A 26,919-nucleotide genomic window follows, 5' to 3' on the forward strand; every position below is an offset into this window, starting at 1 on the left:
TAACGGTCGATCACGTCACAAATATTCCTAATTACGTCACAGATACATAAAACGCATCTTTTACATTTGTTTAGTTTAAAACTATTCTAAATAAAATAACAAAAGACATAGATTTTATGAGATCAAAAGTTGTAATCACCCAACTCCTATTTTTGTTTAGTTCCATACTATTGGTTCATGCACAAGATCAAAAACCGATACAGGGAACGATACAGGACACCTATGGAACCCCAATAGTGGGGGCACATGTAACCATTAAAGAAACAGGGGAAGGCACGGTGTCAAATAACAAAGGTTTCTTTCAGTTAAAGGTTCCTAATTTTAGCGAAATTCACCTTGTTTGTTCTCATATAGGATATGAAAGTGCAGAACAAACTATTAATTTAAGCAAAACCAATTTAGACAACTTATTATTTGTCCTCATTGAAAATAATACTACTCTATCAGAGGTTATTATCACAGCTGAAAAGAAAGAAACTAAACTTCAAAAAACACCCATTGCAGTTTCTGCAATTTCTTCAAAAGAATTAGAGCAGCGGAAGATGACGGAAATGACCGATTTAGTAATGAATGTACCCAATCTAATTACGATGACAGGAGGTTCTCCCAGTTTGAATATTATGTCGATCAGAGGTATTCTGACATTTTCCGCAGATCCTGCTATTGGAGTTTACATTGACGGGGTTCCCATGTTTGATGGATATGCTGCTTCTATGCAACTACAGGATATTAATCGTGTAGAAGTATTGAGAGGGCCGCAGAGTACATTGTATGGAAGAAATGCTTTGGGAGGCGTAGTAAATATTCTTACCAAAGAGCCGGGAAATATAACGAAAGGTTTTGCCGAAGTAGGAATGGGTAACTACAACACACAAGAATACAGAGCCGGGATTTCAACACCTTTGATTAAAAACAAACTCTTTGCTTCTGTAAATGGATTTTACACGGGTAGGAAGGGATTATACACTAATGAATATGACGGTAAAGATTATGATAATTATAAGAACTATGGTGGAAATTTCTATTTGAAATATTTAGCTACCGATCGTTTATCCCTCATCTTAAACTCCAAATTGGAAAAAAACGATTTGCACGGAACGTTTCCTTATGCCGTCAATGTAGATTACGCATTTGAAAAACCGTATACCGTAAACCAAAATGGGAAAAATGTTGAAAATCGTACTTTATCAACCACTTCATTGCAGGCAAAATACCAGTTGGATAAATGGGAGATTTCATCGCTAACAGGATTTAATTATTTAAATGACACTTATGATGATTATGATCAGGATTTTAGTGCGTATGATTTTTTGAGTTATATAGTTCCAGACAGACCGCAAAAAACCTGGACACAGGAATTTAAATTTGTTTCCCGCAACTTAGGTAGATGGGATATTACAGGTGGTCTATTTGGATTTGTTGAAAATAGAAAATCCAATTCACAATATTACTATGGTCCGGATGCAGTGTCAACATACCCGGATGCACCTTATTTATATTCTAGTATTTCTAATCTAAACGGTAAAGGATTTGCAGCCTATGCACATGTAACCTATGCTTTAACGGAAAGATTAAAGTTAACCGGAGGACTTCGCTACGATTATGATGAGAAAAAACTCAACATTCATGATGAATATGAAAAAGAGCCTAACCCTGTGCAAGTATTTCCTGAAAGGATCGTTAATACATCTGCAAATGCTGTATCTCCAAAACTCAATTTATCTTACTTAGCAACAGATGATATTACTTTATATGCTAATTATGCCAAAGGCTTCAGACCAGGTGGTGTAAACCAATATGGAAGTTCTACCAGTACTCGCCTAACATACAAGCCAGAATATACAGATAATTATGAAATTGGTGTAAAAACAGAATGGTTAAACCGTCGTTTAAGAGCCAACTTTACAGGCTTCTACACTCATTGGAAAGATCAACAGCAAACCATCATGGCACCAGAAATGTATATTGACAATATTGGTGTAATGTCTAGTAAAGGAATAGAGCTGGAAGTAACTGCTCTACCTTTCAAAAATATAGAAGTTCATTACAATCTCGGTGTTGTAACTACAAAATATGACAAGCTCATATTGTTGGGGGATGACGGCATGACAAATGTGGACTACAAAGGAAACAAACAAATTTTCACACCTGATTTTTCGTCGGCTTTATCTGTCACCTATTCCGGCAAAATCAATAAAAATGTAGGATTCTATATTGTTCCGGAATGGAAATATTTGGGAAAACAATACATGACTTATTATAATGACCTGGTTCAAGATCCCTTTCACTTGCTCAATATCAATGCCGGGATAAAATTCAAGAATTACGAATTGAAGTTATGGGCAAAAAATCTTACCGATAGCCGTTATATTTCTTTCGTATACGCAAACCAAAGAGGCAATAATTCCCCTGTTAACCTGGGACTTCCTACTACATTTGGAGCATCTGCAAAAGTCAACTTTTAATTCGTCAATTTACTCTTATGGCATTAGAAATAAAAAATATATCCAAGACATATAACAAAGAAAAGAAAGCATTATCCGATATTACGCTTTCTATACAAAAAGGAATGTTTGGTTTGTTGGGGCAAAATGGTGCAGGAAAATCTACCCTGATGCGTACCATTGCTACGCTACAAGACCCCGATTCGGGCGACATTTTTTTTGACAATATTGATGTATTGAAGCAACCCGAAGAAATGCGGAAGATATTAGGGTATCTCCCACAGGATTTTGGTGTGTATGAAAATGTTACAGCATACGATATGCTAAAACATATTGCTAAAATGAAAGGCTTGTCCGATGGTGCAAAACGAAAACAGGCGGTTGATGGCTTATTGAATAGGGTAAATCTTTACGATGTAAAAGACCGGAAGCTCTCCAATTATTCTGGCGGTATGAAACAACGCTTTGGTATTGCACAGGCTTTACTCGGAAATCCACAAATTATCATTGTTGACGAACCTACCGCAGGTTTGGATCCGATGGAGCGAAACCGGTTTTATAATCTGTTGAGCGATATTGGAGAAAATACCGTTGTCATTCTCTCCACACACATAGTTGAAGATGTGTCTACATTATGCAATGACATGGCGATTATCGGAAATGGCAAGGTGCTTAAAAGCGGAAAACCGTCAATAATAGAAAATGAATTAAAGGGAAAACTATGGACAAAAAAAATAGATAAGAAGGAGTTGGCTTCTGCCCAAGCAACATGGCAGGTTATCTCTTCTTATTATGAAGCGGGGAAACCAGTCGTAACAATTTTGTCTGACCATCAACCCGATGACTCCTTTGAAGCAAAGAAACCTACACTGGAGGATGCTTATTTTAACCTGATGTTTGAACAACAGATCAAATAACCGAACCATGTTTAAAACCATATATAATTTTGAAATTATACAACAGTTAAAGCGTCCTTTTATATGGATCATCTGTATTTTGATGTTCTTACAAGGTCTTTACTACATGCACCACAGTGGCGAGTATTATGCCAATGATGAAACCTATGCCAACGCTTCGGCTATATTCTTCACCGTGTTTGCAGGAATAGGATACATCGGCTTTATCGTTACGGCCATCATTGGAGGAGCGGTCATTACCAAGGATTTGCAAGCCCGGTTTTCTTCCATCATTTTTACCACATCTGCATCCGAATCCGGATATTTCTGGGGACGTTTTTGGGCAGGATTTACCATTATGCTGGGGTTGAATTTATTCTATCTTCTAGGTGCGTTTTGCTACTCTTTCTTGCCTATTCCAAACATGGGACCCGTAAATTTTCAGGCATTGCTTATGGCAATAGTTTACATCCTTATCCCCAATACCTTTATACTATATGTATTCAGTTTTTGTGCTGCCACCATAACACGTAATGTAAGGAGTGCTTATCTGGCTAGTATGTTTATCATGTTGTTCATGATATTTGCCGTTTCTATGAAAGATGTAAATCGTGCGGTTGCTTTGCTCGATCCAACTGCCTTTGGTGTATTGGAAGATGCATTGGCACACATGTCTCCCGCAGAAAAGAACAATTACATACCCTCGATAGGTGAAAACCTGATGTGGAACCGTGTAGGATGGCTTTTTTTAGCAATTGTATTTCTCTGGATAAGCAGAAAACGTTTTGCATTTAAAACATTCAGCAAAGCTGTTGCTGGAGATAGAAAAAAACAGCTAAGAGACGGAGACTTACCTGTTTCACAATCGATAATCAACAGGGATCCCCAATCTGCTTATGAGAAACCGAAATTCTCCTTTTGGTTAAATTGGAAAAACGTGTTTTCCCTCACGCTAACTGAGTTTCGAAGTGTTGTTTCACCTATTGGGTTTAAGATTTTTTTGGGGTTATTATTGGTCATGTACATTTGCTTCATTGCGGTTTGGCAACAGCAATATTATTCTGTGGCTCCCACTTTACCTGTTACGGTGGAGGTAACCAATATCACCATTGCACTATCTTTTTACTTTTTGTTATTTATTTGTATTAATACAGTAGAATTACTGTTCCGTAGCCAGACAAGCGAATTTTGGAGAATAGCAGATGCCTTACCTGTACCTTCATGGGTAACAGCGGTTTCTAAAGTGAACGCTATGGTATTGGTTAGTCTGCTTTTGTGTATTTGTCTTATTGTTTTTGGTATTTCGGTACAAGCAGCTAAGGGCTATTTCAATTTTGAGTTAGGTGTCTATTTTAAAGAGATTCTTTTTAGATGGATGCCCAAATACATTGAGTTTATATTAATTGCTGTGGCTTTTGCAGGAATAACGGGAAAAAAATATGCTGCACACAGTCTCACAATTCTTGTTCTTGTGGTTACCATCATTCTTCACGAAATAGAGGTTTTGGAGCAACACCGCTTTGCATTTGCTATTTCGCCAGGGTCGCTTAAATATACCGATATGAATGGAGCCAGCTTTTACAGCCTGGCTAATTTATGGTATAGCATTTATTGGATTTCATTAAGCCTATCGTTGGCTCTTATTGGTCTATTGGTATGGCCTCGAGGATTAGCAGCATCTTTTCTTAAGCGGTTTAATCTGAAAGGGAAAACTTCAAAAACAATAGCAGTATTGTGCCTTATAGCTGTATGTGTATTTGTTTATTCGGCTCGCGATATCTATCAGGTGGTGAATGTAGAAAATGAGTTTTCTACAAAAGAAGAAGACCGTAGTAACGATGCTGATTATGAGAAGAAGTATAAGCAATATGAGCATTTACTGCAGCCCAAGATACAACACATAGATTTGTCCATGAATCTGGATACTGATATAAGAAAGTTTGATTACGATGCAAAAATCAGTTTGGTAAACCCTTATTCGGAAGCCATTCAAAATTTACATGTTGAGTGGGTAGATTTTATGACAATTGAAACCATATCTATATTGGGAAACAAGTTGGAATTGTTATCCAAAGATGATGACCATAGACATGCTATATACAAATTAGAAAAACCAATTCTTCCTGGGGATACTGTTGTATTGAATGTAACGGTACAAAAGCAATACGAAGGATTTACGAACGATGATCCGCAATTGGACATTGCGTTCAATGGATCCTTTATGTCAGAAGATTTTCTCCCTTTTATTGGCGGCTATGATAACAGGAGAGAGTTGATAAGTAATAAGTACAGAAAGGTCTATGCATTATCGCCTTTTACTTCGTCATTGCCTAGTGCAGAAAAAAGCATAGATAGTAATTATTCTTTTGCTTCTACTCAATCTAATGGATTTACTTTCAATGCGGTGATTAGTACCTCCGAAAAGCAACAAATCGTAAGTCCAGGAATACGGGTGAAATCTTGGAAAGATAACGGAAAAAATTATTTTCAATTCCAAAGCGAGAAGACAATTCCTTTTCAATGGCATATTTTATCGGCCAATTACGCTTCTCAAAAACAGCAAGTACAAATCGCTGGACAAGCTATAGAAATTGAAGTGTACTATCATCCTGGGCATCCCTATAATATCGATGTATGGATAGAATCAGCCAAAGAAGCTTTAGCATTTCTGAACAAGCATTTGGAAGCATACCCTTATTCCAAATTAGTAATTGCAGAAAGACCGCGATATGACGAAGACCTGCATACCTCTGCCAATGTAATGGTGTTGCCGGAAAACCATGGATGGATTGCCGATATAAGTCGTGAGGAGGACAGAGATTATCTTCGTTTTGTTACGACACAGCTTATTGCAGAGCAATATTTCGGTACCGGAAATTTTGCCCGTGTTGAGGGATTTCCTTTTCTTACCAAATCTATTCCAGGTTATTTGGCATTGGTACAAATGAATCAATTGTATGGGAAACCCTCCGTAGAGAAATTTCTTAAAAAGAACCACGATAAATATTTGGCCGGTAGAGCTACTGCCGGATTTAAAGAAGTCCCACTTTTACTTTGCGATGAAAATCAGAATTATATTTTTGACCATAAGGGAATTGAAGTATTAAGTAATACAAGTGCAGACATTATTTCGGAAGATATGCTCTTAAGCGTAATTAGAGAATTCTATCTTAATGCTAAAGATTCAAAGGAGAAAATCACGGCTATCGATTGGTACAATCTACTGAAAAAATCAACGCCAGACGAGAAGCAAAAGTTATTGGAATCCCAATATTTCAAGTAACAAAAAATAGCAGAGAAAAAAAGTGAATCTCTGCTATTTTTTATTTTTTAAATGAGATAGTTTTAACTCGCTTGGACTGAAGCCAAATTTTCTTTTAAAAGCTGCGGAAAAATGGGTGACATTTTTATAACCAATCATATCGCTAATACTTGAAACATTCATTTCAGAATTATACAACATTTTATGAGCCTCTTCCATTTTGTGGTTTTGAATAAACTCAAAGACCGGCACTCCAAAGAGTTCCTTAAAACCTTTTTTCAAAGTGTACTCGTTCGTTCCTACGAGGGTTGCCAGTTCGTTAACGGTTATCCACTGATTCAGTTTTGAAGTGATGATTTTTCTTGCCTTGTAAATTTTATTTACATCCGCTTTCTTTAAAGAGCAGAAAACACTGAAATCATGGTTCTCCATCTGTTCAAACTGTAAGAGAAGCAAACGTAATGTAAGTGATTCTATGTGAAGTTTCAAGAACATACCTTTTCTTTTGGATTGGAAAATTTCTTCTAAGCAATCACGCATGAGTGGCGTTATAGGAAGCTGATGTTTGTGGTAAGGAGCAGTCATGTAATGATGAAATGAAAAATGAAAAAACCATCTGTTATCCATTTCTTTCAGGTAGTCATCAATATATTCACATTTTAATTGCATCAAACAACAAGAGGAATGCGAACTTAAGTTTATCTGGTCTTTCTTCTGAGTATTGAGTGAATAAGCTTGCTCATTGGCAGCTAGTGTCATACTCTCATTTTGTCCAGCACCAAATGTTCCATTTCCTGAAAACTGATAATAAAAAACAACACTATTTTCTTTGCAATCAACATCCAACACAATATATTGATTGGATGAATTCTCGATGTAAACAATCTTTATTTTATCCAATATAATTTCATGTCTGTAAATTCCCGAACTTTCTTTCTTCCTATATACAACAGGAAAGGAAGTTAAATTTGGAGTAATGCTATTATAGCTTGTTGCTACGAAGTTCATTTTTTTACTTTCCATCCGCCAGATTTTTGCTGTATATCCCACATTCTGTGGTAAATACCGTTTCTATTCAATAATACTGTATGCGTTCCGTTTTCGGCGATTTTACCATTTTCCAAAACCAATATCTGATTGGCTTTTTGAATGGTTGCTAATTTGTGGGCAATAACCACAACGGTTTTAGATTTTACCAGTTCCTGGATAGCTTGCTGAATGTAAATCTCGTTTTCAGGGTCAAGGCTTGCCGTGGCTTCGTCCAATAAAACAATTGGAGCATCTTTCAGTAGAGCACGGGCAATGCTGATACGCTGTTTTTGCCCGCCCGAAAGTTTACTGCCGCCTTCACCAACCAGCGTGTCCATTCCATCGGGAAACTCCCAGGCAAAACTCAATACCTGTGCTTTGTCGGCTGCTTCGATGATTTCTTCCTTTGTAGCATTAGGCTTACCGATTTTAATGTTGTTATAAATGGTATCGTCAAACAGATAGACTTCCTGAAAGACTTCGCTGATGAAGCCGTAAAATTTATCCTGATTGATGTTTCGAATGTCCACACCACCAATTTTGATGCTTCCGGAATTGACATCCCAAAAACGTGCAATGAGCGAAGCAATTGTTGTCTTACCGGAACCGGAATGCCCCACCAAGGCGAGCATTGATTTCTCTGGAACGGTAAAGCTCAAATCCTGAACCGTCATTTTATCCAGATAGCCGAAACTTACCTTTTCAAAAGCAATATCAAAACGGGTAGGCAACTCATCTTTGCCGGTTTCCATTGTCGGTTCTTCCATCACATTGACGACACGGTTCAGGCTCTCGTTCATATACCGAAGAATCAAATAATCAACCATTACCACTTTCAAGGGATTGTAAAGGTTATACCCCATTATCAGAAACGTAATCAATACCGGAATGGTAATGGAGTTTCCACTCAGGTAATATAATCCCAAAGCGACCATTGCCAGAAAACCGATTTCAAACACGATACCTGCCGTAATGACAAACGGACCGGGAACGGCTTCCATTTTGATGCTTTTCTTCCGTAAATCCTCAAAAGCATGTTCCAGGCCTTTGTGTCTTTCACCTGTTAAACCATAAGATTTCAAATGACGGATGCCCTGTACATATTCCAGAAATTTAGCCCCCATTGTATTGCGTGCTGCAATTTGCCTTTTACCCAATTTGCTCACAAAATAATTTGCCAATGCCAAAAACGGATAGATTAAAGGTAAAGCAGTCAACAGGCAAAGTGCCAAACGCCAGTCGTAAATAAACAGAAAGATGGAAAGTACCACTGTTCCAAATGCTGCCGATGCCAGATTGCCGACACTATGCCCGAAAATACCTTCAAAGTTGGCCACGTCCTGTAATACCACGGAAGCGATTTCTCCCGGATCTTTCTTCTTGAAAAAGCCCAGTGAGAATTTCTGGATGCGGTTTCCCAATTTAATACGCAGCTTGGTGGATAAATCATACACCCAGATGTTGGATTTAACCATTGACTTGGAAGCTATGAAGAACTGTATCACCAACATTATTGCCATCAATCCCACTACTGTCCAGATCTTGCTTTTATCCGGCTGATCGGAAAACAGTTCCCAGATAATGACCAGCAAAATTCCCGAAGGTGCTGCTATAAAAATGCTGTGAACGATTTCCCAAAGAGCAACTTTCCAGGTTTCTTTTCGGTTGAATGAAGTAACGTATTGTAAGTTCTTGATCATAATTATCTTGAATTGTCTTTGCGAAGGGTATTATTTATCACTTTTTAAGCTTAAAAGGATGGCTTCAGCAGTTTCGTTTACATGCGAGATCAAGCCACCGTGTCCTGCTCCGGAAATAGATTTAACTTGAATTTTCTCCATTTTATTTTTCAGCTCATTTGCTACCGCCGGATATACGGGAATAGAGTTTGTCCCGACAATCAATGTGATGCTTCCTTGGAAGTAGTTAAGCCTTTCGGGATGAATATTGAGCCTTTCGGGATCGTTAGACTGGTCGAGCCAGGTACGGTAACTTGCCAGCATGGTACTTCTTGCCCGGTCATCAAAAACTTCTTTCCAACTGTTCTCGCCAAAGGCTACTTTCTCTATAAATTGAATAGTTCCTTCTTGTATTGCACCCTTCTCCAATAATGATTTTGACGTTGTCATTGCTTTTTTTACCTGTTGCATTTCAGTCTTATATTCAGGTTTATCTTTTAGTACCCCAAACATCGGAGGCTCATACAAAACAATACTTTCAGCTATTTCAGGATGGTCAGTAGCTAATTTCACAACAATATTGGCACCATAAGAATGGCCAATAAAATGAGCTTTCCGAAATCCTAATTTTTCGGTTAACAAAACCAAATCACTTACATCCTGCGAAATCGTTCCTTGTTCTTTATCAGGAGTGGAAGCACTGTGTCCTCTTCTGTCATAGAGAACAATCGGATTGTTTATTTTCGTTGAAAGTATCTCTGCAACGTGTATCCAGGAATGATGATCATCCCACGAACCATGAACGAATACAATCGGTGTTCCTTCGCCTTTTTTATAGCGTACGCCCAAATCGGCATCGCCTATATTTACAAGGTGAAGCGGGTTTTTATCCTGAAATGATGCTTGAACCCAATCACTTCTTTTCGATTGGGTTTGTGCAGAAATCTTATTGACAGAAAGCACCATAATGCTGAACGATAGCAGTAAGCATACTTTAAAGCTGTATTTAAAATCGAGTATCTTCATTTTTTTTGGTATAAGCTAATTGAAAGTGCATTTTCAATTATCCATTATTATTAAAGTCCTGTTTTCCCTTCTACCCAATAAGGTTCTGTTTGAATTTGTTTGCTTGTAAAACCATTTCCAATAAGAAATTTCTTTATTGACAAAATAGATTTTGCATTTCCGGTCAGGTAAAAACTTGTTTCGCTTTTATTTAGATTTTCTTGTTTCAACAATTCTTCTAATTTCAATATTGCGTTGTTAGCTTTTGTGCTTTCATCTTTTGAAACTGTAAAAACATCCAATCCCAACACCTGTGTCCAATGCTTGTTCTTATGGTCTAATTCTGCAATTCCAAAAAACTGATGATTTTGTATTTCAGTTTCATTTTTAATGCAGACGAAAGAACCCAACGAGGTTTCATCGCCAAAGGCAATATGTATTTTGAATTCAGGATTGTATCTAATCTTTCCGCCGGGACCTAACAGGTTTAATTTATTTCCAACTTTTAGATTTTCTACCCATTTGCTTCCAGGGCCTTTGTCGTGCAGGTAGAACAAGACATCACAGACACCTGCTTCCCGATTAAAATATGAAGGCGTATAATGTCTGAACTCCGTATCACTGATCCTGAACTCGATGACATTCCCCGGAATAAACTCCTTTTTGACGTTTGCAAAATCTCCTTCAAATCGAATTTTTCTTAATCGAGGTTGCAAATCTTCAATTGCAATAACTTTAACCGGATGATACATCCCGCTAAAAAGTGATTCCATTGCATTTGCCATCCATTTAGGTACTTTAGGCATAGTATTTTTACTTAATTATGTTTTAGCATTGACCATTATCCATTTCTCCGTGTCAACCATCCCATATAAATAGCGGATTGAAAAAAGCGAAGTGGAGGCTCAAATCCTGCTTCCTGCAACAATTCCGACAATCTTTGTTCAGAAACTGCATACAGCTCATTTTCAATTCTGTTCAGGCTATTATCTATTTGCTCTTCGTCTAATCCGTCAGGTAAAAGGAGCCGTAGAACATTCAGGTTTTGTTTGATTTGACTTTTGTCGCCAGTGATGTCCAACATTACAAATGGAGCACCCGAAACCAGTCTTTCAGAAACATCCTTTAATAAACGGAGTTTATCGCCGTTGTCTTCCATAAAATGTAAAACCAGCAAAAGCGTAGCGGCACTGAATTTCTTTTCCTTATCTAAATCACACAATAAGCCGGTCATTAATTCTACATTCTCAAAATCTTGAAACCTTTCCTTTGCCTGCGTAATCATTTGAGGAGAAGGATCTATACCGGTTATTTTCCAGTGCTCGGTTGTTTGGACAAATCGTTCTATTTCATTCCCCGTTCCGCAACCCACTACCAACAAATCTTTTTGTTCCGTTTCGCTCAACAGATTGGGCAAATGGTCTAAAAAAAAGTTATAACCGGGTATCCAGGTTTCTACAAACTGATTATATCCTGATGCTCTTTCATTTTCAAATAGTTCTATTTTGCTCATTTTTATTTAGTTGAAAGTTGAGAATGGAAAGTTGAAAGATCATTTTCCACTTTCAATTGTCCATTATCCATTAAATTACAAACTCTTTCGCCCTAATGTGGGCATTCCACATTCGTTGGTATAATTCGCTTTGCTTCAACAACTCATCGTGATTGCCTTTTGTGGATAATTGCCCTTTATCAAACAACAATATCTGGTCGGCATCGGTAATGGTGCTCAAACGATGAGCGATGATCAGTACGGTTTTGTTTTTTATCAGTTGGCTGAATGCCTGCTGGATCTTATATTCATTTTCAGGGTCGGCAAATGCCGTGGCTTCGTCCAATATCAAAACAGGGGCATCTTTCAGGATAGCTCTCGCCAATTGAAAACGCTGCTGCTCCCCACCGCTGAGGTGCACACCGGATTGCCCGAAAAGCGTTTCATATCCATTGGGCAAGCTCAATATCAAATCGTGAATTTGTGCAGCCTTGGCGGCTTGTTCTACTTCTTCACGGGTTTTGTCCATACCCATTCTGATGTTTTCATACATCGTTTGCTGAAACATAAAACTGTCCTGAAAGACAAAGGAAACCATCTGCATCAGCTGCTCGGTAGGAATTTTCCTTATGTCAATTCCCCCGATATAGATCCCTCCGTTATTTACATCCCAAAACCTGGACAGTAATTGTCCCACGGTACTTTTTCCTGCTCCTGAAGGACCAACCAAAGCCGTTATGGTGTTTTCTCTTATTTCAAAGCTGATATTGTTTAATACCCAATTCTTATGCTGATAGGCAAAAGAAACATCCTGAAATTCGATGTTGAAATTTTCTGGCTTTCTGACTTCCCCATATTCCTTTAAATCTTCCTGGTACAGCAGTTCATCAATCTGTTCAACGCCACGATTGATGATGGAAAGCTGCATTCCCATATTGCTCAACACAAAAAGCGGTTTGATATAACCCGTTCCCAAAATCAGGAACAATAAAAATGTCGCAAGTGTAACCCCGTTCTGAAAATACAGATATAAACCTAAAGCCAGCACCGGCAACATGGCATTGCTGGTAAAGCTCATAAACACCGCGAAGCCCGGAGTGCTGCTTTTGACCCATTCTGCCACGAAACTATTAAAACGCTTTACGGTATTGCCATATTTATCAAATGTTTCTGCCGATTGTCCGAAAATTTTCATTACCGGCATAGCCCGCACATATTCCACAATGCCCGCATTCATATCTTCTAATGATTGATGGTAATCCTTTATCAGTTGCTTGTTTCTGCCTCCGTACATTTTAGGTATCATTACCGCTAAAACCAACAAGGGCACAAAGCTGATGGCAGCCAGTCGCCAATCCTGTGAAAACAGGAAAATAATGGTGATGACAGGCAGGGCTACTCCCTTTACAAAATCAGGTATCTGATGGGCAATAAAACTTTCAATCCGCTCCACATCATCCGAAAGGATTTTCTTTAACGCACCGGAATTACGGTTGTTGAGGTAACCCATCGGCAGCTTTCCCACTTTATCAGCAATGAATTTCCGCAATTCATACAAAATATTGAATGCAGCAATGTGAGATAAAATCCCGGACAGGAACAATACAATCATACTCACCACAGCAGCAATGACAGCATAAATGATGTAGGTACGTGTCAGTGTAAAATCTACTGTATCCTTAGTCAGTTCACGGATAATGTAAAATACCAGCACATAAGGTACAAGGCTTAATATAGCGTGTACTACGGCAAAAAAGCCAGATACGAAAAGCAATAATTTTCGTCTTCCTGCAATTTCCAGCAGCCTGGAAATTCCGTTTTTCTTTCTCTGTTTATCACTCATTGGTAAAATATAGCCCTCTATTAAGAATGGTTCTAAATTATTTATAACTTTGTACAAAGATAAAAAGTTAGATTATACTAACAGGTATGTAAGAGGGATTAAAATGTCCGCAAAACGGATTATTAATACAATAAGGAATGAATTTACGGTTGTATGACAATGAGAAAAATATTACGCTCATAGAGAAAGAATATCCGGATTGGAATATATCTTCGGAAGAGGGTATTATTGAAAGGACCACCTTTATAGAGCACTATTTTGGTAAGGGCTTCTATAAGGAAATCTACTTTGAAGGTGTTCACATAGGCTTTGGAGATACCCTATTGCGGAACAGTGTCCGGCTTGATTTTGAAAGTGATTTTGAAACCATAGAAATGCACTTTGCCCTAAAAGGAAAAAGTACAGTGTCAACAAATGTTTTAGATAAGTCTGTGAGTTTTACACCGCATCAGCATAATATTATCTATGCAAATGGAATGTGCGGTAAAATGCTATGGGAAAGCGACCAGTTTCAGCTTTGTGAAATCAATCTTGCCCCTGAATTTTTTAAAAAATTCCTTCCCCTGGAACATCACCTTTTTGATGTGTTCCGAAACACAATGGAGAAAGGAAAATCGGGATTACTCGCAAAAAGTCATCATCCGGTCAGCCATAAGATGTACCAGATTGTAGATGAAATAATGAATTGCGAGCGAACAGGGATTTTTAAACGAATGTTTTTGGAAGCCAAAGTTATCGAGCTTTTATTACTTCAGTTAGAACAGTTCACAGACAATTCTTTCCTGAATACATCTATAAAGAAGGTAGATGTAGATAAAATCTATGCGGTAAGGGAGTTTATACTTCAAAATCTGGATGCAGCCTGTTCGCTTATAGATTTAGCCCATAAGGTGGGAACCAATGACTTTATCCTGAAAAAAGGTTTTAAAGAACTGTTCGGAACAACTGTTTTCGCATTCTGGAACAATGCCAAAATGGAACAGGCTAAACAATTACTCACCGAGCAAAATATGACAGTAAGCGAAGTATCCCGACAAATCGGTTATAAAAACCCACGCCATTTTTCTGCTGCTTTTAAAAGACAGTTCGGTATCCTTCCCAGCCAGTTTAAAAAGTAATTACCATATCCTTCTGCTTTTAATCCAATTACTCCTAACTACTCGGGAGTAATTGCTTTTCTATACAATTCTATTTATAACACTCACTTTTAGTAAGCAATAAAATAATTTGTCTAATTATTTTGTTAGTATTATCTAACTTATTATTTTTGCTAATCTAATTTGTGAATTTTCAGAATATGGAGTATGTAATAGAGTTATTGGAAGAAAATAAAAAGTACCTGGAAAGAAATATCCGGGACAATAACCTGATGCAGAGCAATATGAAGAAAGCAACAGAGCAATTAAGCCAGGTTAGTCAATTAAAAAGAGCTATTAAAATTTTAAAACTAAAGAACAATAAGAGATGAGAATTACACAAGTATTGCCGGAGCTTCCGTACGACAAAAATGCACTGAACCCCATTATTACAGAGGAAACATTTGACTATCACTACGGCAAGCATCACGCTACCTATGTCAATAACCTGTCCGGGTTGGTAAAGGACACTCCGTTAGAAACAGCTAAAGTTGAAGAAATCATACGAAAAGGCTTTTCGGAAAACAATGCTGCTTTATTCAACAATGCTGCACAGCACTGGAATCACACCTTTTTTTGGCACTGCCTTTCGCCCAATGGCGGCAAAGCACCACAAGGTAAAATTGCCGAACTCATCAACCGAGACTTCGGCAGCTTTGAAAACTTCAAGGAGCAGTTTTCTTCTACGGCAGTAAAGCTGTTTGGATGTGGCTGGGCGTGGCTTGCACAGGACGAGAACCAAAAGCTGGAAATCGTACCGATGAAAGATGCCCATACGCCTTTGACAGCAAACAAAACGCCAATTCTAACGCTGGATGTGTGGGAACACGCCTATTATATCGACTATCGCAATGCCCGTCCAAAGTTTGTAGAAGGATTTTGGGAAATCATAAACTGGGATTTTGCCAACAACAACTTAAAATAAAATGAGTGATACCTGTATGAACCACATAGAAAAATATTGGCAGGCATTAACGGTCGCTAATAACGAACTTTTTAATAAAGGAGATTTTGAAACAGCATTATCCGGCTACAAAGATGCTTTGTACCGGGCAGAGGTGCTGAACAATCATATTCCGGATTGTATCCGCTTAAAAATCCCCTTCATACAGGTGTACATCATTTCCTGCAACAATTTGGCGAATACCTACGAAGAGCTTGGCAACCTCGAAGAAGCCGAAAATATGCTCAAACGCACCGTGTATTACCTCTTGCATCTTTCTGCTAATAAAGAGTTTAATCCCGATGAAATACAGTCGGAACTGAAAAGAGCTACACTCAGTTATGTGCGGTTTGCAGAAAAAAATCATACCGGAAAAGTAAAGCAGGAACAGCTTTTTAGAACACTTAAAGAACAATTAGTAGAAAATAATTTAATAATAATTGATTAGAGATTATGTGCAATTCAGTAAAGAAATTAATGAGCAGTCAGCAGGCACAATTGGTGCAAAAAGGCATATTATCCATTGGCGATAAATTGCCCGACTTTAGTAAGAAAGCCGTGGTAACCACCGAAAAGGGAATAGAAATTACGGACATCAACCAAGGGCACGCCTCACAGCAGGGCAAATGGACTGTGCTGTTCTGGTGGCCAAAGGATTTCACATTCGTGTGTCCAACCGAAATTATAGAATTTGACAAAAGCAATGGGGCGTTTGCGGAACGTAATGCCATCGTAATAGGAGCTTCCACCGATACCGAGTTTGTGCATCTGGGCTGGCGACAAAATCATCCCGGCTTGGCAAACCTCACTATCCCGATGCTGGCGGACACTTCTAAATCCTTAGCCGAAGAAATGGGCATCCTGGATTGCAATGAAAAAGTAGCCTACCGTGCCACTTTTATTATCGACCCTAAAGGCATTATCCAATGGGTAAGTGCTTATCCAATGAATGTAGGCAGAAATGTGGATGAAGTGCTGCGTGTGCTGGACGCTTTGCAGACAGAGGAACTGACAGGTTGCGGTTGGACACCGGGGCAACAAACGGTAACAGCAAAATTGAACGAACAAAATGCAGGATAATTACTTAAATATAAAACTTATACCCTACGCAAATAAAGAAGATGTTCCCGATGAGGCTGATAATATCGTGCTCATTGTTACCAAAGAGCAGGCAGACCGGTTTGGATTTCAAAAGTCATTGGCACAAAATATAGACAAAGCGTTTACGGAAAACAAAACAGCGGTCATTACCACGCTTGGCAATAGACGAAACTTCATAGCCGTAACACCCGACAGGGAAAAAGAGGCATTAAGACTGGCAGGAGCTTCGCTGTATGTTGCATTGCAGAAACAGCAAATTCAAACCGCAAGAATGCGGGGATTGGATGAACTATCCGAAGACGAGCGTTATGCCTTTCTGGAAGGAATGCTATTGAGCAGTTATGATTTTGACAGATACAAAGCAAAGAAGAACGTACAGCAGATAGCGGTTCATATCCGCAGGCGTTCATTTCCCGAAGAAAAAATTGCGGAACTTAAAACGCTTGCAGAAGCTGTTGCTCTGACCAAAACATTGGTCAATGAGCCGGTCAATTATATGGATGCCTTAAAGTTTTCAGAAGTGGCTACCGAAGCAGGGGAACAGTTCGGTTTTGAAACGGAAGTCCTGCACAAAACACAGATACAGGAATTGGAAATGGGCGGTTTATTAGCTGTGAACAAAGGTTCGGAAACACCCCCTACGTTCAATATTTTTCACTACAAACCGGATAATGCCGTCAATGAAAAGCCTTTGGTATTTGTCGGCAAAGGCGTAATGTTTGATACGGGAGGTTATTCCCTGAAAATAAGCGGGAATATGCTCACGATGAAATGCGATATGGCAGGCGGAGCGGCAGTTCTCGGAACGGTTGCCGCTATAGCCGGAAACAAATTACCTTACTATGTCATCGGTCTTGTACCAGCCACCGACAATAAGATTTCTGCCAATGCTTTGGTCGTTGATGATGTGATAACAATGATGGACGGCACTACGGTAGAGGTACGGAATACCGATGCCGAAGGACGTTTGGTATTGGCCGATGCCCTGACCTATGCCAAACGGTTTGAGCCAGAACTGGTCATTGATATGGCAACCTTAACCGGAGCTTCGGCTGCTATTACAGGTTCGTTCGGCATAGCCGTGTTGGGCAATACCCAACCAAGAATAGACGAACTGAAAGAAGTTGGTGAACAGGTTTACGAACGGTTATTGCAACTGCCCCTTTGGAAAGAATATAAAGAATTACTGAAATCATCGGTTGCCGATATGAGCAATCTGGGAGGTCCGATTGGAGGCGTGAGTACTTCATCCATTTTCCTCGAACATTTTGCCGACTACCCGTGGATACATCTGGACATTGCAGGGGCAGCATTTGTCAAAGAAACCAAAGGATACAGGCAAAGCGGAGCTACGGCTGTACCTGTACGGTTGCTGTATGAATTTATAAAGAGGAAATGCAAAGATGACTGAACCGATTTTACAGGATAACAAAGAACGTTTTGTCATCTTTCCCATTCAGCACGATGATATTTGGCAATTCTACAAAAAAGCCGAAGCCAGCTTTTGGACTGCCGAAGAGGTGGATTTGTCGCCGGATATCAACGATTGGCAAAACAAGCTGAACAAAGACGAACGCTATTTTATATCGCACGTGCTGGCATTCTTTGCGGCAAGTGACGGTATTGTCAACGAAAACCTTGCGGTTAATTTCATACAGGAGGCGCAATATCCCGAAGCACGTTGTTTTTACGGCTTTCAGATTATGATTGAGAATATCCATTCGGAAATGTACTCCTTACTGATTGATACCTATGTGAAAGATAGTGTCGAGAAAGATTACCTGTTACGGGCTATCGAAACCATTCCGTGTGTAGGTAAAAAAGCCGATTGGGCATTGCGTTGGATCGGGAGCGAAAGTTTTGCTGAAAGGCTGATTGCTTTTGCTGCGGTAGAAGGCATTTTCTTTTCGGGCAGTTTCTGTTCTATCTTCTGGTTGAAGAAAAGAGGATTGATGCCGGGTCTTACCTTTTCAAATGAACTTATCAGCCGTGACGAGGGCTTGCACTGTGATTTTGCGTGTTTGCTGTACGTAAATCATCTGCAAAACAAACTGCCCGAAGCAACTGTACAAAAAATAATAGCAGATGCTGTTGAAGTTGAAAAAGAATTTGTGACAGATGCCTTGCCCGTAAGGCTTATTGGTATGAATGCCGAACTGATGTGCCAATACATTGAATTTGTAGCGGACAGATTGTTGCTGGCTTTAGGCTGTAAAAAAGTTTGGAATGCTACCAATCCATTTGACTTTATGGAACTCATTTCCTTGCAGGGAAAGACCAACTTCTTTGAACGCCGTGTAGGCGAATACCAAAAGACCGGTGTAGCACAGGGAGTGAAAGAAAACAACAGTTTTTCACTGGATGAGGATTTTTAATTGGATATAGAAATTTAGATATAAAATTTAACGCAACTCAATGTATGTAATAAAAAGAAACGGAAAACAGGAAGCAGTACACTTCGATAAGATTACGGCACGGCTTCACAAATTAGTATACGGACTTGCCGTAGACGAGAAAGATGTCATCGAAATTGCCAAGAAAGTAATTCAGGGCATCTATGATAATGTGTCCACTACCGAGCTGGACAATCTCGCCGCCGAAACGGCAGCGGCTTACACGACCGTACACCCTGATTTTGCAGTGCTTGCTGCCCGAATTGCCGTGAGCAACCTGCACAAGAACACCTTGAAATCTTTCTCCAGAACGGCCAGATTACTCTACGATTATATCGACCCCGTAACCAATACGCACGCTCCTTTACTGTCCAAAGAAACGTATGACATCATCCGAAAAAATGCAGATGCCATAGACAGCAGTATTATCTATGACCGTGATTATAATTTTGACTATTTCGGGTTTAAAACACTGGAGCGTTCTTACCTCATTCGCACCAACGGAAAGATAACCGAACGTCCGCAGCACTTGTTTATGCGGGTGGCAATCGGTATCCACAAGGAAGATATTGCGGCAGCAATCGAAACCTACAATCTGATGAGCGAGAAGTGGTTTATCCACGCTACACCTACCTTGTTCAATGCCGGAACACCCAAACCGCAGATGTCGTCCTGTTTTCTGTTGAGTATGACCGAGGACAGCATCGGTGGTATTTTTGACACGTTGAAACGCTGTGCCCTGATTTCTCAATCTGCCGGAGGTATCGGCTTGAGCATTCACAATGTTCGGGCTACGGGAAGTTATATCAAAGGTACGGGCGGTATATCCAATGGCATCATCCCGATGTTACGGGTGTATAACGATACCGCCCGATATGTTGACCAGGGAGGCGGTAAACGGAAAGGAGCTATGGCAATATATCTGGAGCCGTGGCACGCAGATATTTTTGATTTCTTGGACATCCGCAAAAACCACGGTAAAGAAGAGATGCGGGCAAGGGATCTGTTTCCTGCCCTTTGGATACCCGACCTCTTCATGAAGCGTGTGGAAGAAAATGCCGATTGGTCATTATTTGATCCCAACGAAGCTCCGGGATTATACGACACTTATGGCGATGAGTTTGAAACATTGTACCAGCAATACGAACAGCAAGGAAAATTCCGTAAACAGGTAAAAGCCCGTGAACTGTGGAATGCCATACTGGAAGCCCAAATAGAAACAGGCACACCGTATATGTGCTACAAAGATGCGGTCAACGAGAAATCCAACCAAAAGAACATTGGTGTTATCCGCAGTTCCAATCTTTGTACGGAAATAATGGAATACACCCATGCCGAAGAAGTTGCGGTATGTAATCTGGCTTCATTGGCTTTACCGAGATATGTTACAGACACCGGATTTGATTTTCAGAAACTGTATGAAGTAACCAAAATCGTTACCCGAAACCTTAATAAAGTCATAGACGGCAACTATTATCCTGTGCCCGAAACACAAAATTCCAATTTCAAGCATCGTCCGATAGGTTTGGGCGTACAAGGGCTGGCTGATGTATTTATCCTGTTGCGAATGCCTTTTGAAAGTGAGAAAGCACGGCAACTGAATAAAGATATTTTTGAAACGATTTATTATGCGGCAATGGAAAGCTCCATGGAATTGGCGAAGGAAGAAGGAGCTTACGAAAGTTTTAAGGGATCGCCACTTTCCGAAGGAAAATTTCAGTTTGATTTATGGAATGTAAAGCCATCAGACCGTTGGGATTGGAAAGGTTTACGTAAAAATGTAATGGAATTTGGCGTACGCAATTCCTTGTTAGTGGCTCCGATGCCTACAGCTTCTACTTCTCAGATATTAGGCAACAATGAATGTTTTGAACCTTATACTAGTAACATTTATAACAGGCGTGTACTTTCAGGTGAGTTTGTAGTGGTCAATAAGCATTTACTAAAAGACCTGATAGAGTTAAACCTTTGGGACGCTCAAATGAAAAACAGGTTGATTGCCGAGAATGGCTCTGTTCAAAATATTGAGGAAATTCCCGCTGACTTAAAAGAACTGTACAAGACTGTTTGGGAGATTAAACAGAAAACCATCATTGATATGGCTGCCGATAGGGGTGCATTTATCTGTCAGTCCCAATCGCTCAACCTATTTATGGCAGAACCCAATATGGCAAAGCTGACTTCGATGCACTTCTATGCTTGGAAAAGCGGATTGAAAACGGGTATGTATTACCTGCGCACTAAAGCAGCGGCAGATGCTATCAAATTCACAGTAGAAACGGTACAATCATCGGAAGACAAACAAGTGGATATTTCCTGCTCACTGGATAATCCAGAAGAGTGTATTGCCTGTGGGAGTTAAACAATTAATAATCAAAAGCAATGTCAATATCAACAGAAACAGATTTAATCGGGATGCGGGCAGTAAGCAAAGCGGTTGCCCTTACATTAAGGGCAATGCAGAGTTACGCCCAACCCGGTATGTCCACAAAAGAACTGGATGACTTCGGAGCGAAGATGCTTTACAGTTTTGGAGCAAAATCAGCGCCTTATTCCACCTATAAATTTCCGGGTTGTACCTGTATCTGTGTTAATCAAGAGGTTGCACACGGCATCCCTTCAGCCGCAAAAATATTAAAAGAAGGTGATTTGATAAACGTAGATGTGTCTGCCGAACTAAACGGTTTTTGGGCTGATAATGGCGGTTCGTTTGTATTGGGAGACGATGTTCACAACCACGCTGTTTTGGTTGATGCATCCAAGCAAATCCTAAAGAAAGCAATAAGCAACATCAAAGCCGGTATACGGGTAAAAGATGTGGGGTTTATTATTGAAACGGAAGCTAAAAAAAGAGGCTACAAAGTGATACACAATCTTACGGGACACGGCATCGGAAACAGGCTGCACGAAGAACCATCCATACCCAATTTCAGGGACAAAATGAATTTTAGCCGGTTTAGGAAAAATACAGTTGTTGCCGTGGAAACATTTATAGCCACGCATTCTACAATGGCTGTATTGAGCAATCCGAAATCGGATGAATGGACACTTGTAGGGAATAAAGGCGGCTATGTAGCCCAGCACGAACATACCATTATCATTACTGACTGCACTCCTGTTATTTTAACAGAAGCCAACGGCATTTGGAATTAGCAATAAAAATGACACAACCTATTCTCATAAAAGATACAAATATAGTCAATGAAGGCATCATTACGAATGCAGATGTACTCGTTGAAAATGGAAATATCCAGAAAATAGGTACTGCACTTAATCAATCAAATACAAAAGTGATTAACGGAACTGGTAAATTTTTATTTCCGGGTATCATTGATGCGCAGGTTCATTTTCGCGACCCGGGATTAACACACAAAGCAGATTTTTATACCGAAAGTAAAGCAGCGATAGCAGGGGGAGTTACCTCATTTATTGATATGCCGAACACGAAACCTAATGTGCTCACGCTGAAACTATGGAAAGAAAAGTACCGTATGGCAGCACAAAAGTCTTTGGCAAACTTTGGTTTCTTTATGGGAGTAAATGCTGATAATATTGATGAAATTATTCAGATGGATACCTCGCAGTTCTTGGCAGTATCAGACGACGGCTTGTATTTTACTAAGAAAGGAAACCTGCTTGCAGATAATCCACAGGTAATGGAAAACCTGTTTGCTAATTGTAAATGTATTATTGCCGTACACGCCGAAAAGGAAACTATCATTACAGCTAACGAAGGTATTTACAAACAGCAATACGGAGAATATATTCCTTTTAGTCTTCATCCGCTGATACGAAGCGAAACTGCCTGCATAGAAGCTACAAAGGATTTTATCGCATTGGCGGAAAAATATAGATCACGCCTGCATATCCTGCATTTGACCACATCGGCAGAAGCACGTCTGTTCAGAAATGACATCCCGCTCAAAGACAAGAAAATCACGACCGAAGTCTGCGTACAGCATCTTTGGTTTTCGGAAAAAGACTACGACCGTTTGGGAGCATTAATAAAATGGAACCCGGCTATAAAATCTGAAAACGACAGGAAAGGCTTGATGCAAGCCCTTTTAGATGACCGCATTGACCTGATTACCACCGACCACGCACCGCATACCCTTGAAGAAAAAGACGGCAACTATTTTACCGCAGTTTCAGGTGCACCTATGGTGCAGCATTCGCTGAATATAATGCTTGAATATTATAAACAGGGAATTATTTCGCTTGAAAAAATAGTAGAAAAGATGTGTCACAACCCTGCTATACTTTATCAAATCGAGAACCGGGGATTTATAAGGGAGGGATATTATGCTGATTTGGTATTGGTGGATATGAACAGGGAATGGATGGTTTCAAAAGGCAATATACTGTATAAATGTGGTTGGTCGCCGTTGGAAGGTTCTGTTTTTCAAACCAAGGTAAGCCACACAATTGTCAATGGATATCTTGTTTATGAAGAAGGGCATTTTAGTGAAGACCTAAAAGGAAAAGCCTTAGTAAAACTTAATACATAATACTATGACAAAATTATTTCTCGTCCGACACGGACAATCACAATGGAATCTGGAAAATCGTTTTACAGGTTGGAAAGATGTTGATATTACTGCACTTGGACAACTGGAAGCCGAACAAGCAGGGAAAATTCTGAAAGAAGAAAAGATAGATGTGGCATTTACATCGAAGCTCATTAGGGCACAAAATACGTTGAAAATTATCCTGAACGAAAGGGGTAAAACGGACACCCCTGTCATCATGGATGAGGCATTAAACGAACGCTCGTATGGCGAACTCGAAGGGCTGAATAAAACTGAAACTGCTAAAAAATTCGGGGCTGAACAGGTACATATTTGGCGGCGTTCATTTGATATAGCCCCTCCCGGTGGCGAAAGCCTAAAAGACACTTACAATCGTGTGATACCTTATTTTGAACATTTTATACAGCCACAATTGCAAGCGCAGAAGAATGTGATAATTGTGGCTCATGGTAACAGTTTAAGGGCTTTGATTATGTATTTGGAACACCTCTCTTCAAAAGAAATACTCGAAAGGGAAATTGCGACAGGCAAGCCCCTGACATATGTTTTCTTTGATGGAAATATGAAAGCTGTAAAACTGGGCAAAGTTAGAAATATACTTTAACACACCATGAGCGAAAAGATATCACAAGAAGAACGCTTAGAAGAACTATTGATGTCACTAAAATCCATGAATGTGATTCCTTCTGTCGGTACTACTGCATTTTCTGATATGTTGGACATGATGGCCCAACATATCAATGAACTTATTCTTTCGAATTTCAATATTTTGTTGGCATTGCTGTACAGGGTTGATGTCGATGAAAGTAAAGTAAGGGAAGAATTGATTAATGCTAACAAGGAAGAAACTGCTGGACATATCATTGCCCGTTTGATTATAGACCGCCAAAATGAAAAGTTAAAATGGAGAAAAAAATTCAGCAAATAACGAAACTTGATAGACTTAACTTCAAAGGGTCGATTACAGGTATTCATTACAAAACGAAAAAGCCTATTTCTTTAATCATTGATAAGGGGAAAATTGCCTCAATTTTAGAAGACCGCGAAACGATAGAACAAAATAGAATTATTACGCCAGGATTGGTAGATATACAGGTTAATGGTTATGCGGGATACGATTTCAATAAATCGGGAATGGACGAGAAAGCATGGAAGAACGTAATTGAAAAACTGGCGTCGGTGGGTGTTACCACATTTTATCCAACATTGATTACAAATTCATATGATAATCTCAAAACTCTTTTTGAACAGCATACTGCAATTCTTGTAAATAATCCGATGATTGGGGGTTTCCATTTGGAAGGACCTTATATCTCTCCACATGACGGGCCGCGTGGCGCCCATTCGGCAATACATGTTCGTAAACCTGATTGGGAGGAATTTTGTCGGCTCCAAGACGCAGCCTCTGGCATGATAAAGATAGTTACCATTTCGCCAGAATATTCGGAAGCGGTTTCTTTTACCATGAGTGCCGTAGCTGCAGGTGTGAAAGTGGCTATTGGCCATACCGCTGCTACATCAGAGCAAATAGATCGTGTAGTTACAGCAGGTGCTTCTCTTTCAACTCATTTGGGAAATGGATCTCATGCTACTTTGCCCCGGCACCACAATTATATTTGGGATCAATTGAGTGATGACAGACTTTTTGCTAGCGTAATCGCAGATGGACACCATTTACCGAATAATCTGCTTAATGTGTTCCAAAAAATCAAACGTAGGAAAATGATGATTGTAAGTGATTCCGTTACATTAGCTGGAATGCCTGCCGGTGATTATGAGACAGAGGTTGGTGGATACGTAACATTAACAGATAAGGGTTTGCTTCACCTAAAAGGTAATCCCAAGATATTTGCTGGATCTGCCCAGCATATCCTTCACGGTATCAATTGTTTAATAAATCGTAAAATATGTACATTCTCTGAGGCCATAGAAAAAGCATGTTTATTACCCTCCGCATTTATGGGTTCGAAAGAAAAAAAAGGGGTCAAAGTAGGTGCTCTTGCGGATATTGTCGTTATGAAAAGAACAGATGACGGTCTTTGTGTCCTTGAAACATATAAAAAAGGGATTCTAGTTTATAAAAGAACACCATAATGCATATGATAAAGTTAAATGGTAAGGTAATTGCCGTAGATTTTGATGGTACGATAGTAGAGCATGCTTATCCAAAAATTGGAAACGAAATGATGTTTGCTTTCGCTACACTTAAAGCGCTTCAATCCAAAGGACACCGTTTGATATTGTGGACTTACAGGAAAGGGAAATCACTGGAAGATGCCGTTGAGTTTTGTACGAAAAATGGTATGGTATTCTATGCAGTCAACGAAAATTATCCAGGAGAAACTCTCGAAGGTAATTTCAGCAGGAAAGTAAACGCAGATATTTTTATTGATGACCGTAATGTAGGCGGCTTTCTGGGTTGGGATGCAATATGGCAGGCACTTCATCCCGAAGGTGGCGAGTATGCGCATCAATTAAGGAATAAAGAGGCTCATATCAACTATAAAAAGAAAAAGTGGTTTGGACTTGGCGGATAAATCGGATATAATCGGTTTTTCCTTAGTGAGGTTAATGTCCAAATCAATTTTCAGATGTGTTGTATTATTTAATCTTAATGTAATGCTTGCTTTATTTTGTTAAATAATACAGGAACATCCAGCGTAATGATTTTTTCTGCAATACGTTGGCTATCTTCCATATCCATATCCAGTTTCGTGTTTAGAAACCGTTGTGTTAATAGAAATCGTTCAACAACCACTGATGCAATTCCAATACCTTCAGTTGTCATTTCACAACCGTGATATTTGCTGTACAATACCAATCCTTTAAAAGCCAATCTTTTCAGCATATCTGTGGCGGAAGAAGCTTTAACTTCGAGCGATTTAGCTATTTGGGTGGTGGAAATATGCTTATCCTCAGCAATTGAGATTTGATAAATTTTCAACAGGTAAATTTTTTCAGCATAAGTCAGTTCGTTTACTTTTTTCATATCTCATTTTATTGGATGAAAATGCTCGGATCAAAATGCAAATATTAAATAATTCAATAATCACCATTAATCTTTATCACAATGAACAGTTTGTATAAAAGCAAATATAGAATACTATTACTTAAAAGTTATACAAATCTAACTTTTTAATTATATTTGCCTAAATAAATCTTAATCG

The 26,919-nt window shown here is 39.3% G+C and carries 23 protein-coding genes; 16 read left to right on the forward strand and 7 right to left on the reverse strand.

Features of this window, described 5'->3' with window-relative positions:
- The first annotated feature begins 116 nt into the window (after positions 1 to 116).
- The 3 genes from FM107_RS10345 to FM107_RS10355 are packed head-to-tail and all read left to right on the forward strand — an operon-like array spanning position 117 to position 6,623.
- On the forward strand, positions 117 to 2,465 hold the full coding sequence (locus tag FM107_RS10345) for a TonB-dependent receptor (RefSeq protein WP_086948441.1): 2,349 nt from the start codon (positions 117 to 119) through the stop codon (positions 2,463 to 2,465).
- 17 nt (positions 2,466 to 2,482) lie between these two features.
- Positions 2,483 to 3,361, forward strand: a complete 879-nt coding sequence (locus FM107_RS10350) for an ABC transporter ATP-binding protein (protein WP_086948442.1) — start codon at positions 2,483 to 2,485, stop codon at positions 3,359 to 3,361.
- A 7-nt stretch (positions 3,362 to 3,368) separates the two neighbouring features.
- Positions 3,369 to 6,623 carry a hypothetical protein gene (locus tag FM107_RS10355; RefSeq protein ID WP_086948443.1) on the forward strand — a complete coding sequence of 1,085 codons (3,255 nt, stop codon included), beginning with the start codon at positions 3,369 to 3,371 and terminating at the stop codon, positions 6,621 to 6,623.
- 33 nt (positions 6,624 to 6,656) lie between these two features.
- Here FM107_RS10355 and FM107_RS10360 read toward each other — a convergent pair whose 3' ends face one another.
- From FM107_RS10360 to FM107_RS10385, 6 genes are all read right to left on the reverse strand, one after another.
- Positions 6,657 to 7,625: an AraC family transcriptional regulator gene (locus tag FM107_RS10360; RefSeq protein ID WP_086948444.1), complete on the reverse strand. Its 969-nt coding sequence runs from the start codon at positions 7,623 to 7,625 to the stop codon at positions 6,657 to 6,659.
- Entirely contained in the window at positions 7,607 to 9,331 is a 1,725-nt protein-coding gene (locus FM107_RS10365; RefSeq protein ID WP_086948445.1) for an ABC transporter ATP-binding protein, read from the reverse strand. The genes FM107_RS10360 and FM107_RS10365 overlap by 19 nt, the downstream gene beginning before the upstream one ends.
- A 30-nt stretch (positions 9,332 to 9,361) precedes the next feature.
- Positions 9,362 to 10,336, reverse strand: a complete 975-nt coding sequence (locus FM107_RS10370; RefSeq protein WP_086948446.1) for an alpha/beta fold hydrolase — start codon at positions 10,334 to 10,336, stop codon at positions 9,362 to 9,364.
- Positions 10,337 to 10,386: 50 nt separating this feature from the next.
- Complete coding sequence (locus FM107_RS10375) at positions 10,387 to 11,121, reverse strand: siderophore-interacting protein (RefSeq protein WP_086948447.1); 735 nt, start codon at positions 11,119 to 11,121, stop codon at positions 10,387 to 10,389.
- Between the two features lie 35 nt (positions 11,122 to 11,156).
- Positions 11,157 to 11,828: a class I SAM-dependent methyltransferase gene (locus tag FM107_RS10380; protein ID WP_086948448.1), complete on the reverse strand. Its 672-nt coding sequence runs from the start codon at positions 11,826 to 11,828 to the stop codon at positions 11,157 to 11,159.
- Positions 11,829 to 11,898: 70 nt separating this feature from the next.
- Positions 11,899 to 13,650 carry an ABC transporter ATP-binding protein gene (locus tag FM107_RS10385; RefSeq protein WP_218778955.1) on the reverse strand — a complete coding sequence of 584 codons (1,752 nt, stop codon included), beginning with the start codon at positions 13,648 to 13,650 and terminating at the stop codon, positions 11,899 to 11,901.
- Between the two features lie 137 nt (positions 13,651 to 13,787).
- On the opposite strand from FM107_RS10385, the gene FM107_RS10390 reads away from it, so the two are divergent.
- From FM107_RS10390 to FM107_RS10450, 13 genes are all read left to right on the forward strand, one after another.
- Positions 13,788 to 14,768, forward strand: coding sequence for an AraC family transcriptional regulator (locus FM107_RS10390; RefSeq protein ID WP_086948449.1), 981 nt, complete (start codon positions 13,788 to 13,790; stop codon positions 14,766 to 14,768).
- A gap of 346 nt (positions 14,769 to 15,114) precedes the next feature.
- Positions 15,115 to 15,711: a superoxide dismutase gene (locus FM107_RS10395; protein WP_086948450.1), complete on the forward strand. Its 597-nt coding sequence runs from the start codon at positions 15,115 to 15,117 to the stop codon at positions 15,709 to 15,711.
- 1 nt (position 15,712) lies between these two features.
- Positions 15,713 to 16,177, forward strand: coding sequence for a tetratricopeptide repeat protein (locus FM107_RS10400; protein WP_086948451.1), 465 nt, complete (start codon positions 15,713 to 15,715; stop codon positions 16,175 to 16,177).
- A 5-nt stretch (positions 16,178 to 16,182) separates the two neighbouring features.
- Positions 16,183 to 16,809, forward strand: a complete 627-nt coding sequence (locus tag FM107_RS10405; RefSeq protein ID WP_086948452.1) for a peroxiredoxin — start codon at positions 16,183 to 16,185, stop codon at positions 16,807 to 16,809.
- A complete protein-coding gene (locus FM107_RS10410) occupies positions 16,799 to 18,241 on the forward strand; it encodes a M17 family metallopeptidase (RefSeq protein WP_143559473.1) in 1,443 nt (480 codons plus the stop codon). The genes FM107_RS10405 and FM107_RS10410 overlap by 11 nt, the downstream gene beginning before the upstream one ends.
- Positions 18,234 to 19,205: a ribonucleoside-diphosphate reductase small subunit gene (locus FM107_RS10415; protein WP_086948453.1), complete on the forward strand. Its 972-nt coding sequence runs from the start codon at positions 18,234 to 18,236 to the stop codon at positions 19,203 to 19,205. The genes FM107_RS10410 and FM107_RS10415 overlap by 8 nt, the downstream gene beginning before the upstream one ends.
- Before the next feature lie 40 nt (positions 19,206 to 19,245).
- Positions 19,246 to 21,585: a ribonucleoside-diphosphate reductase subunit alpha gene (locus FM107_RS10420; RefSeq protein WP_086948454.1), complete on the forward strand. Its 2,340-nt coding sequence runs from the start codon at positions 19,246 to 19,248 to the stop codon at positions 21,583 to 21,585.
- Between the two features lie 20 nt (positions 21,586 to 21,605).
- Positions 21,606 to 22,376, forward strand: coding sequence for a type I methionyl aminopeptidase (map, locus tag FM107_RS10425; protein WP_086948455.1), 771 nt, complete (start codon positions 21,606 to 21,608; stop codon positions 22,374 to 22,376).
- Between the two features lie 8 nt (positions 22,377 to 22,384).
- Positions 22,385 to 23,731 (forward strand): dihydroorotase, encoded by a 1,347-nt coding sequence (locus tag FM107_RS10430; RefSeq protein ID WP_086948456.1) that lies wholly within the window; start codon positions 22,385 to 22,387, stop codon positions 23,729 to 23,731.
- A 4-nt stretch (positions 23,732 to 23,735) separates the two neighbouring features.
- Positions 23,736 to 24,356, forward strand: a complete 621-nt coding sequence (locus FM107_RS10435) for a 2,3-diphosphoglycerate-dependent phosphoglycerate mutase (RefSeq protein ID WP_086948457.1) — start codon at positions 23,736 to 23,738, stop codon at positions 24,354 to 24,356.
- 6 nt (positions 24,357 to 24,362) lie between these two features.
- Positions 24,363 to 24,680: a hypothetical protein gene (locus FM107_RS10440; protein ID WP_086948458.1), complete on the forward strand. Its 318-nt coding sequence runs from the start codon at positions 24,363 to 24,365 to the stop codon at positions 24,678 to 24,680.
- A complete protein-coding gene (locus FM107_RS10445; protein WP_086948459.1) occupies positions 24,656 to 25,846 on the forward strand; it encodes an N-acetylglucosamine-6-phosphate deacetylase in 1,191 nt (396 codons plus the stop codon). The genes FM107_RS10440 and FM107_RS10445 overlap by 25 nt, the downstream gene beginning before the upstream one ends.
- Positions 25,846 to 26,289 (forward strand): BT0820 family HAD-type phosphatase, encoded by a 444-nt coding sequence (locus FM107_RS10450; RefSeq protein WP_218778956.1) that lies wholly within the window; start codon positions 25,846 to 25,848, stop codon positions 26,287 to 26,289. Before FM107_RS10445 ends, FM107_RS10450 begins: the two co-directional genes overlap by 1 nt.
- A 74-nt stretch (positions 26,290 to 26,363) precedes the next feature.
- Here FM107_RS10450 and FM107_RS10455 read toward each other — a convergent pair whose 3' ends face one another.
- Positions 26,364 to 26,741 carry a metal-dependent transcriptional regulator gene (locus FM107_RS10455; protein WP_086948460.1) on the reverse strand — a complete coding sequence of 126 codons (378 nt, stop codon included), beginning with the start codon at positions 26,739 to 26,741 and terminating at the stop codon, positions 26,364 to 26,366.
- Positions 26,742 to 26,919: the final 178 nt, after the last annotated feature.

The organism is Sphingobacterium sp. JB170 (genome assembly GCF_900163865.1).
Classification (GTDB): domain Bacteria; phylum Bacteroidota; class Bacteroidia; order Sphingobacteriales; family Sphingobacteriaceae; genus Sphingobacterium.

What these genes read in the sequence shown, in the direction of transcription:
- FM107_RS10345 (WP_086948441.1), top strand. Translation starts at nt 117, where the DNA reads ATGAGATCAAAAGTTGTAATCACCCAACTCCTATTTTTGTTTAGTTCC.
- FM107_RS10350 (WP_086948442.1), top strand. Translation starts at nt 2,483, where the DNA reads ATGGCATTAGAAATAAAAAATATATCCAAGACATATAACAAAGAAAAG.
- FM107_RS10355 (WP_086948443.1), top strand. Translation starts at nt 3,369, where the DNA reads ATGTTTAAAACCATATATAATTTTGAAATTATACAACAGTTAAAGCGT.
- FM107_RS10360 (WP_086948444.1), bottom strand. Translation starts at nt 7,625, where the DNA reads ATGGAAAGTAAAAAAATGAACTTCGTAGCAACAAGCTATAATAGCATT.
- FM107_RS10365 (WP_086948445.1), bottom strand. Translation starts at nt 9,331, where the DNA reads ATGATCAAGAACTTACAATACGTTACTTCATTCAACCGAAAAGAAACC.
- FM107_RS10370 (WP_086948446.1), bottom strand. Translation starts at nt 10,336, where the DNA reads ATGAAGATACTCGATTTTAAATACAGCTTTAAAGTATGCTTACTGCTA.
- FM107_RS10375 (WP_086948447.1), bottom strand. Translation starts at nt 11,121, where the DNA reads ATGCCTAAAGTACCTAAATGGATGGCAAATGCAATGGAATCACTTTTT.
- FM107_RS10380 (WP_086948448.1), bottom strand. Translation starts at nt 11,828, where the DNA reads ATGAGCAAAATAGAACTATTTGAAAATGAAAGAGCATCAGGATATAAT.
- FM107_RS10385 (WP_218778955.1), bottom strand. Translation starts at nt 13,650, where the DNA reads ATGAGTGATAAACAGAGAAAGAAAAACGGAATTTCCAGGCTGCTGGAA.
- FM107_RS10390 (WP_086948449.1), top strand. Translation starts at nt 13,788, where the DNA reads ATGAATTTACGGTTGTATGACAATGAGAAAAATATTACGCTCATAGAG.
- FM107_RS10395 (WP_086948450.1), top strand. Translation starts at nt 15,115, where the DNA reads ATGAGAATTACACAAGTATTGCCGGAGCTTCCGTACGACAAAAATGCA.
- FM107_RS10400 (WP_086948451.1), top strand. Translation starts at nt 15,713, where the DNA reads ATGAGTGATACCTGTATGAACCACATAGAAAAATATTGGCAGGCATTA.
- FM107_RS10405 (WP_086948452.1), top strand. Translation starts at nt 16,183, where the DNA reads ATGTGCAATTCAGTAAAGAAATTAATGAGCAGTCAGCAGGCACAATTG.
- FM107_RS10410 (WP_143559473.1), top strand. Translation starts at nt 16,799, where the DNA reads ATGCAGGATAATTACTTAAATATAAAACTTATACCCTACGCAAATAAA.
- FM107_RS10415 (WP_086948453.1), top strand. Translation starts at nt 18,234, where the DNA reads ATGACTGAACCGATTTTACAGGATAACAAAGAACGTTTTGTCATCTTT.
- FM107_RS10420 (WP_086948454.1), top strand. Translation starts at nt 19,246, where the DNA reads ATGTATGTAATAAAAAGAAACGGAAAACAGGAAGCAGTACACTTCGAT.
- map (WP_086948455.1), top strand. Translation starts at nt 21,606, where the DNA reads ATGTCAATATCAACAGAAACAGATTTAATCGGGATGCGGGCAGTAAGC.
- FM107_RS10430 (WP_086948456.1), top strand. Translation starts at nt 22,385, where the DNA reads ATGACACAACCTATTCTCATAAAAGATACAAATATAGTCAATGAAGGC.
- FM107_RS10435 (WP_086948457.1), top strand. Translation starts at nt 23,736, where the DNA reads ATGACAAAATTATTTCTCGTCCGACACGGACAATCACAATGGAATCTG.
- FM107_RS10440 (WP_086948458.1), top strand. Translation starts at nt 24,363, where the DNA reads ATGAGCGAAAAGATATCACAAGAAGAACGCTTAGAAGAACTATTGATG.
- FM107_RS10445 (WP_086948459.1), top strand. Translation starts at nt 24,656, where the DNA reads ATGGAGAAAAAAATTCAGCAAATAACGAAACTTGATAGACTTAACTTC.
- FM107_RS10450 (WP_218778956.1), top strand. Translation starts at nt 25,846, where the DNA reads ATGCATATGATAAAGTTAAATGGTAAGGTAATTGCCGTAGATTTTGAT.
- FM107_RS10455 (WP_086948460.1), bottom strand. Translation starts at nt 26,741, where the DNA reads ATGAAAAAAGTAAACGAACTGACTTATGCTGAAAAAATTTACCTGTTG.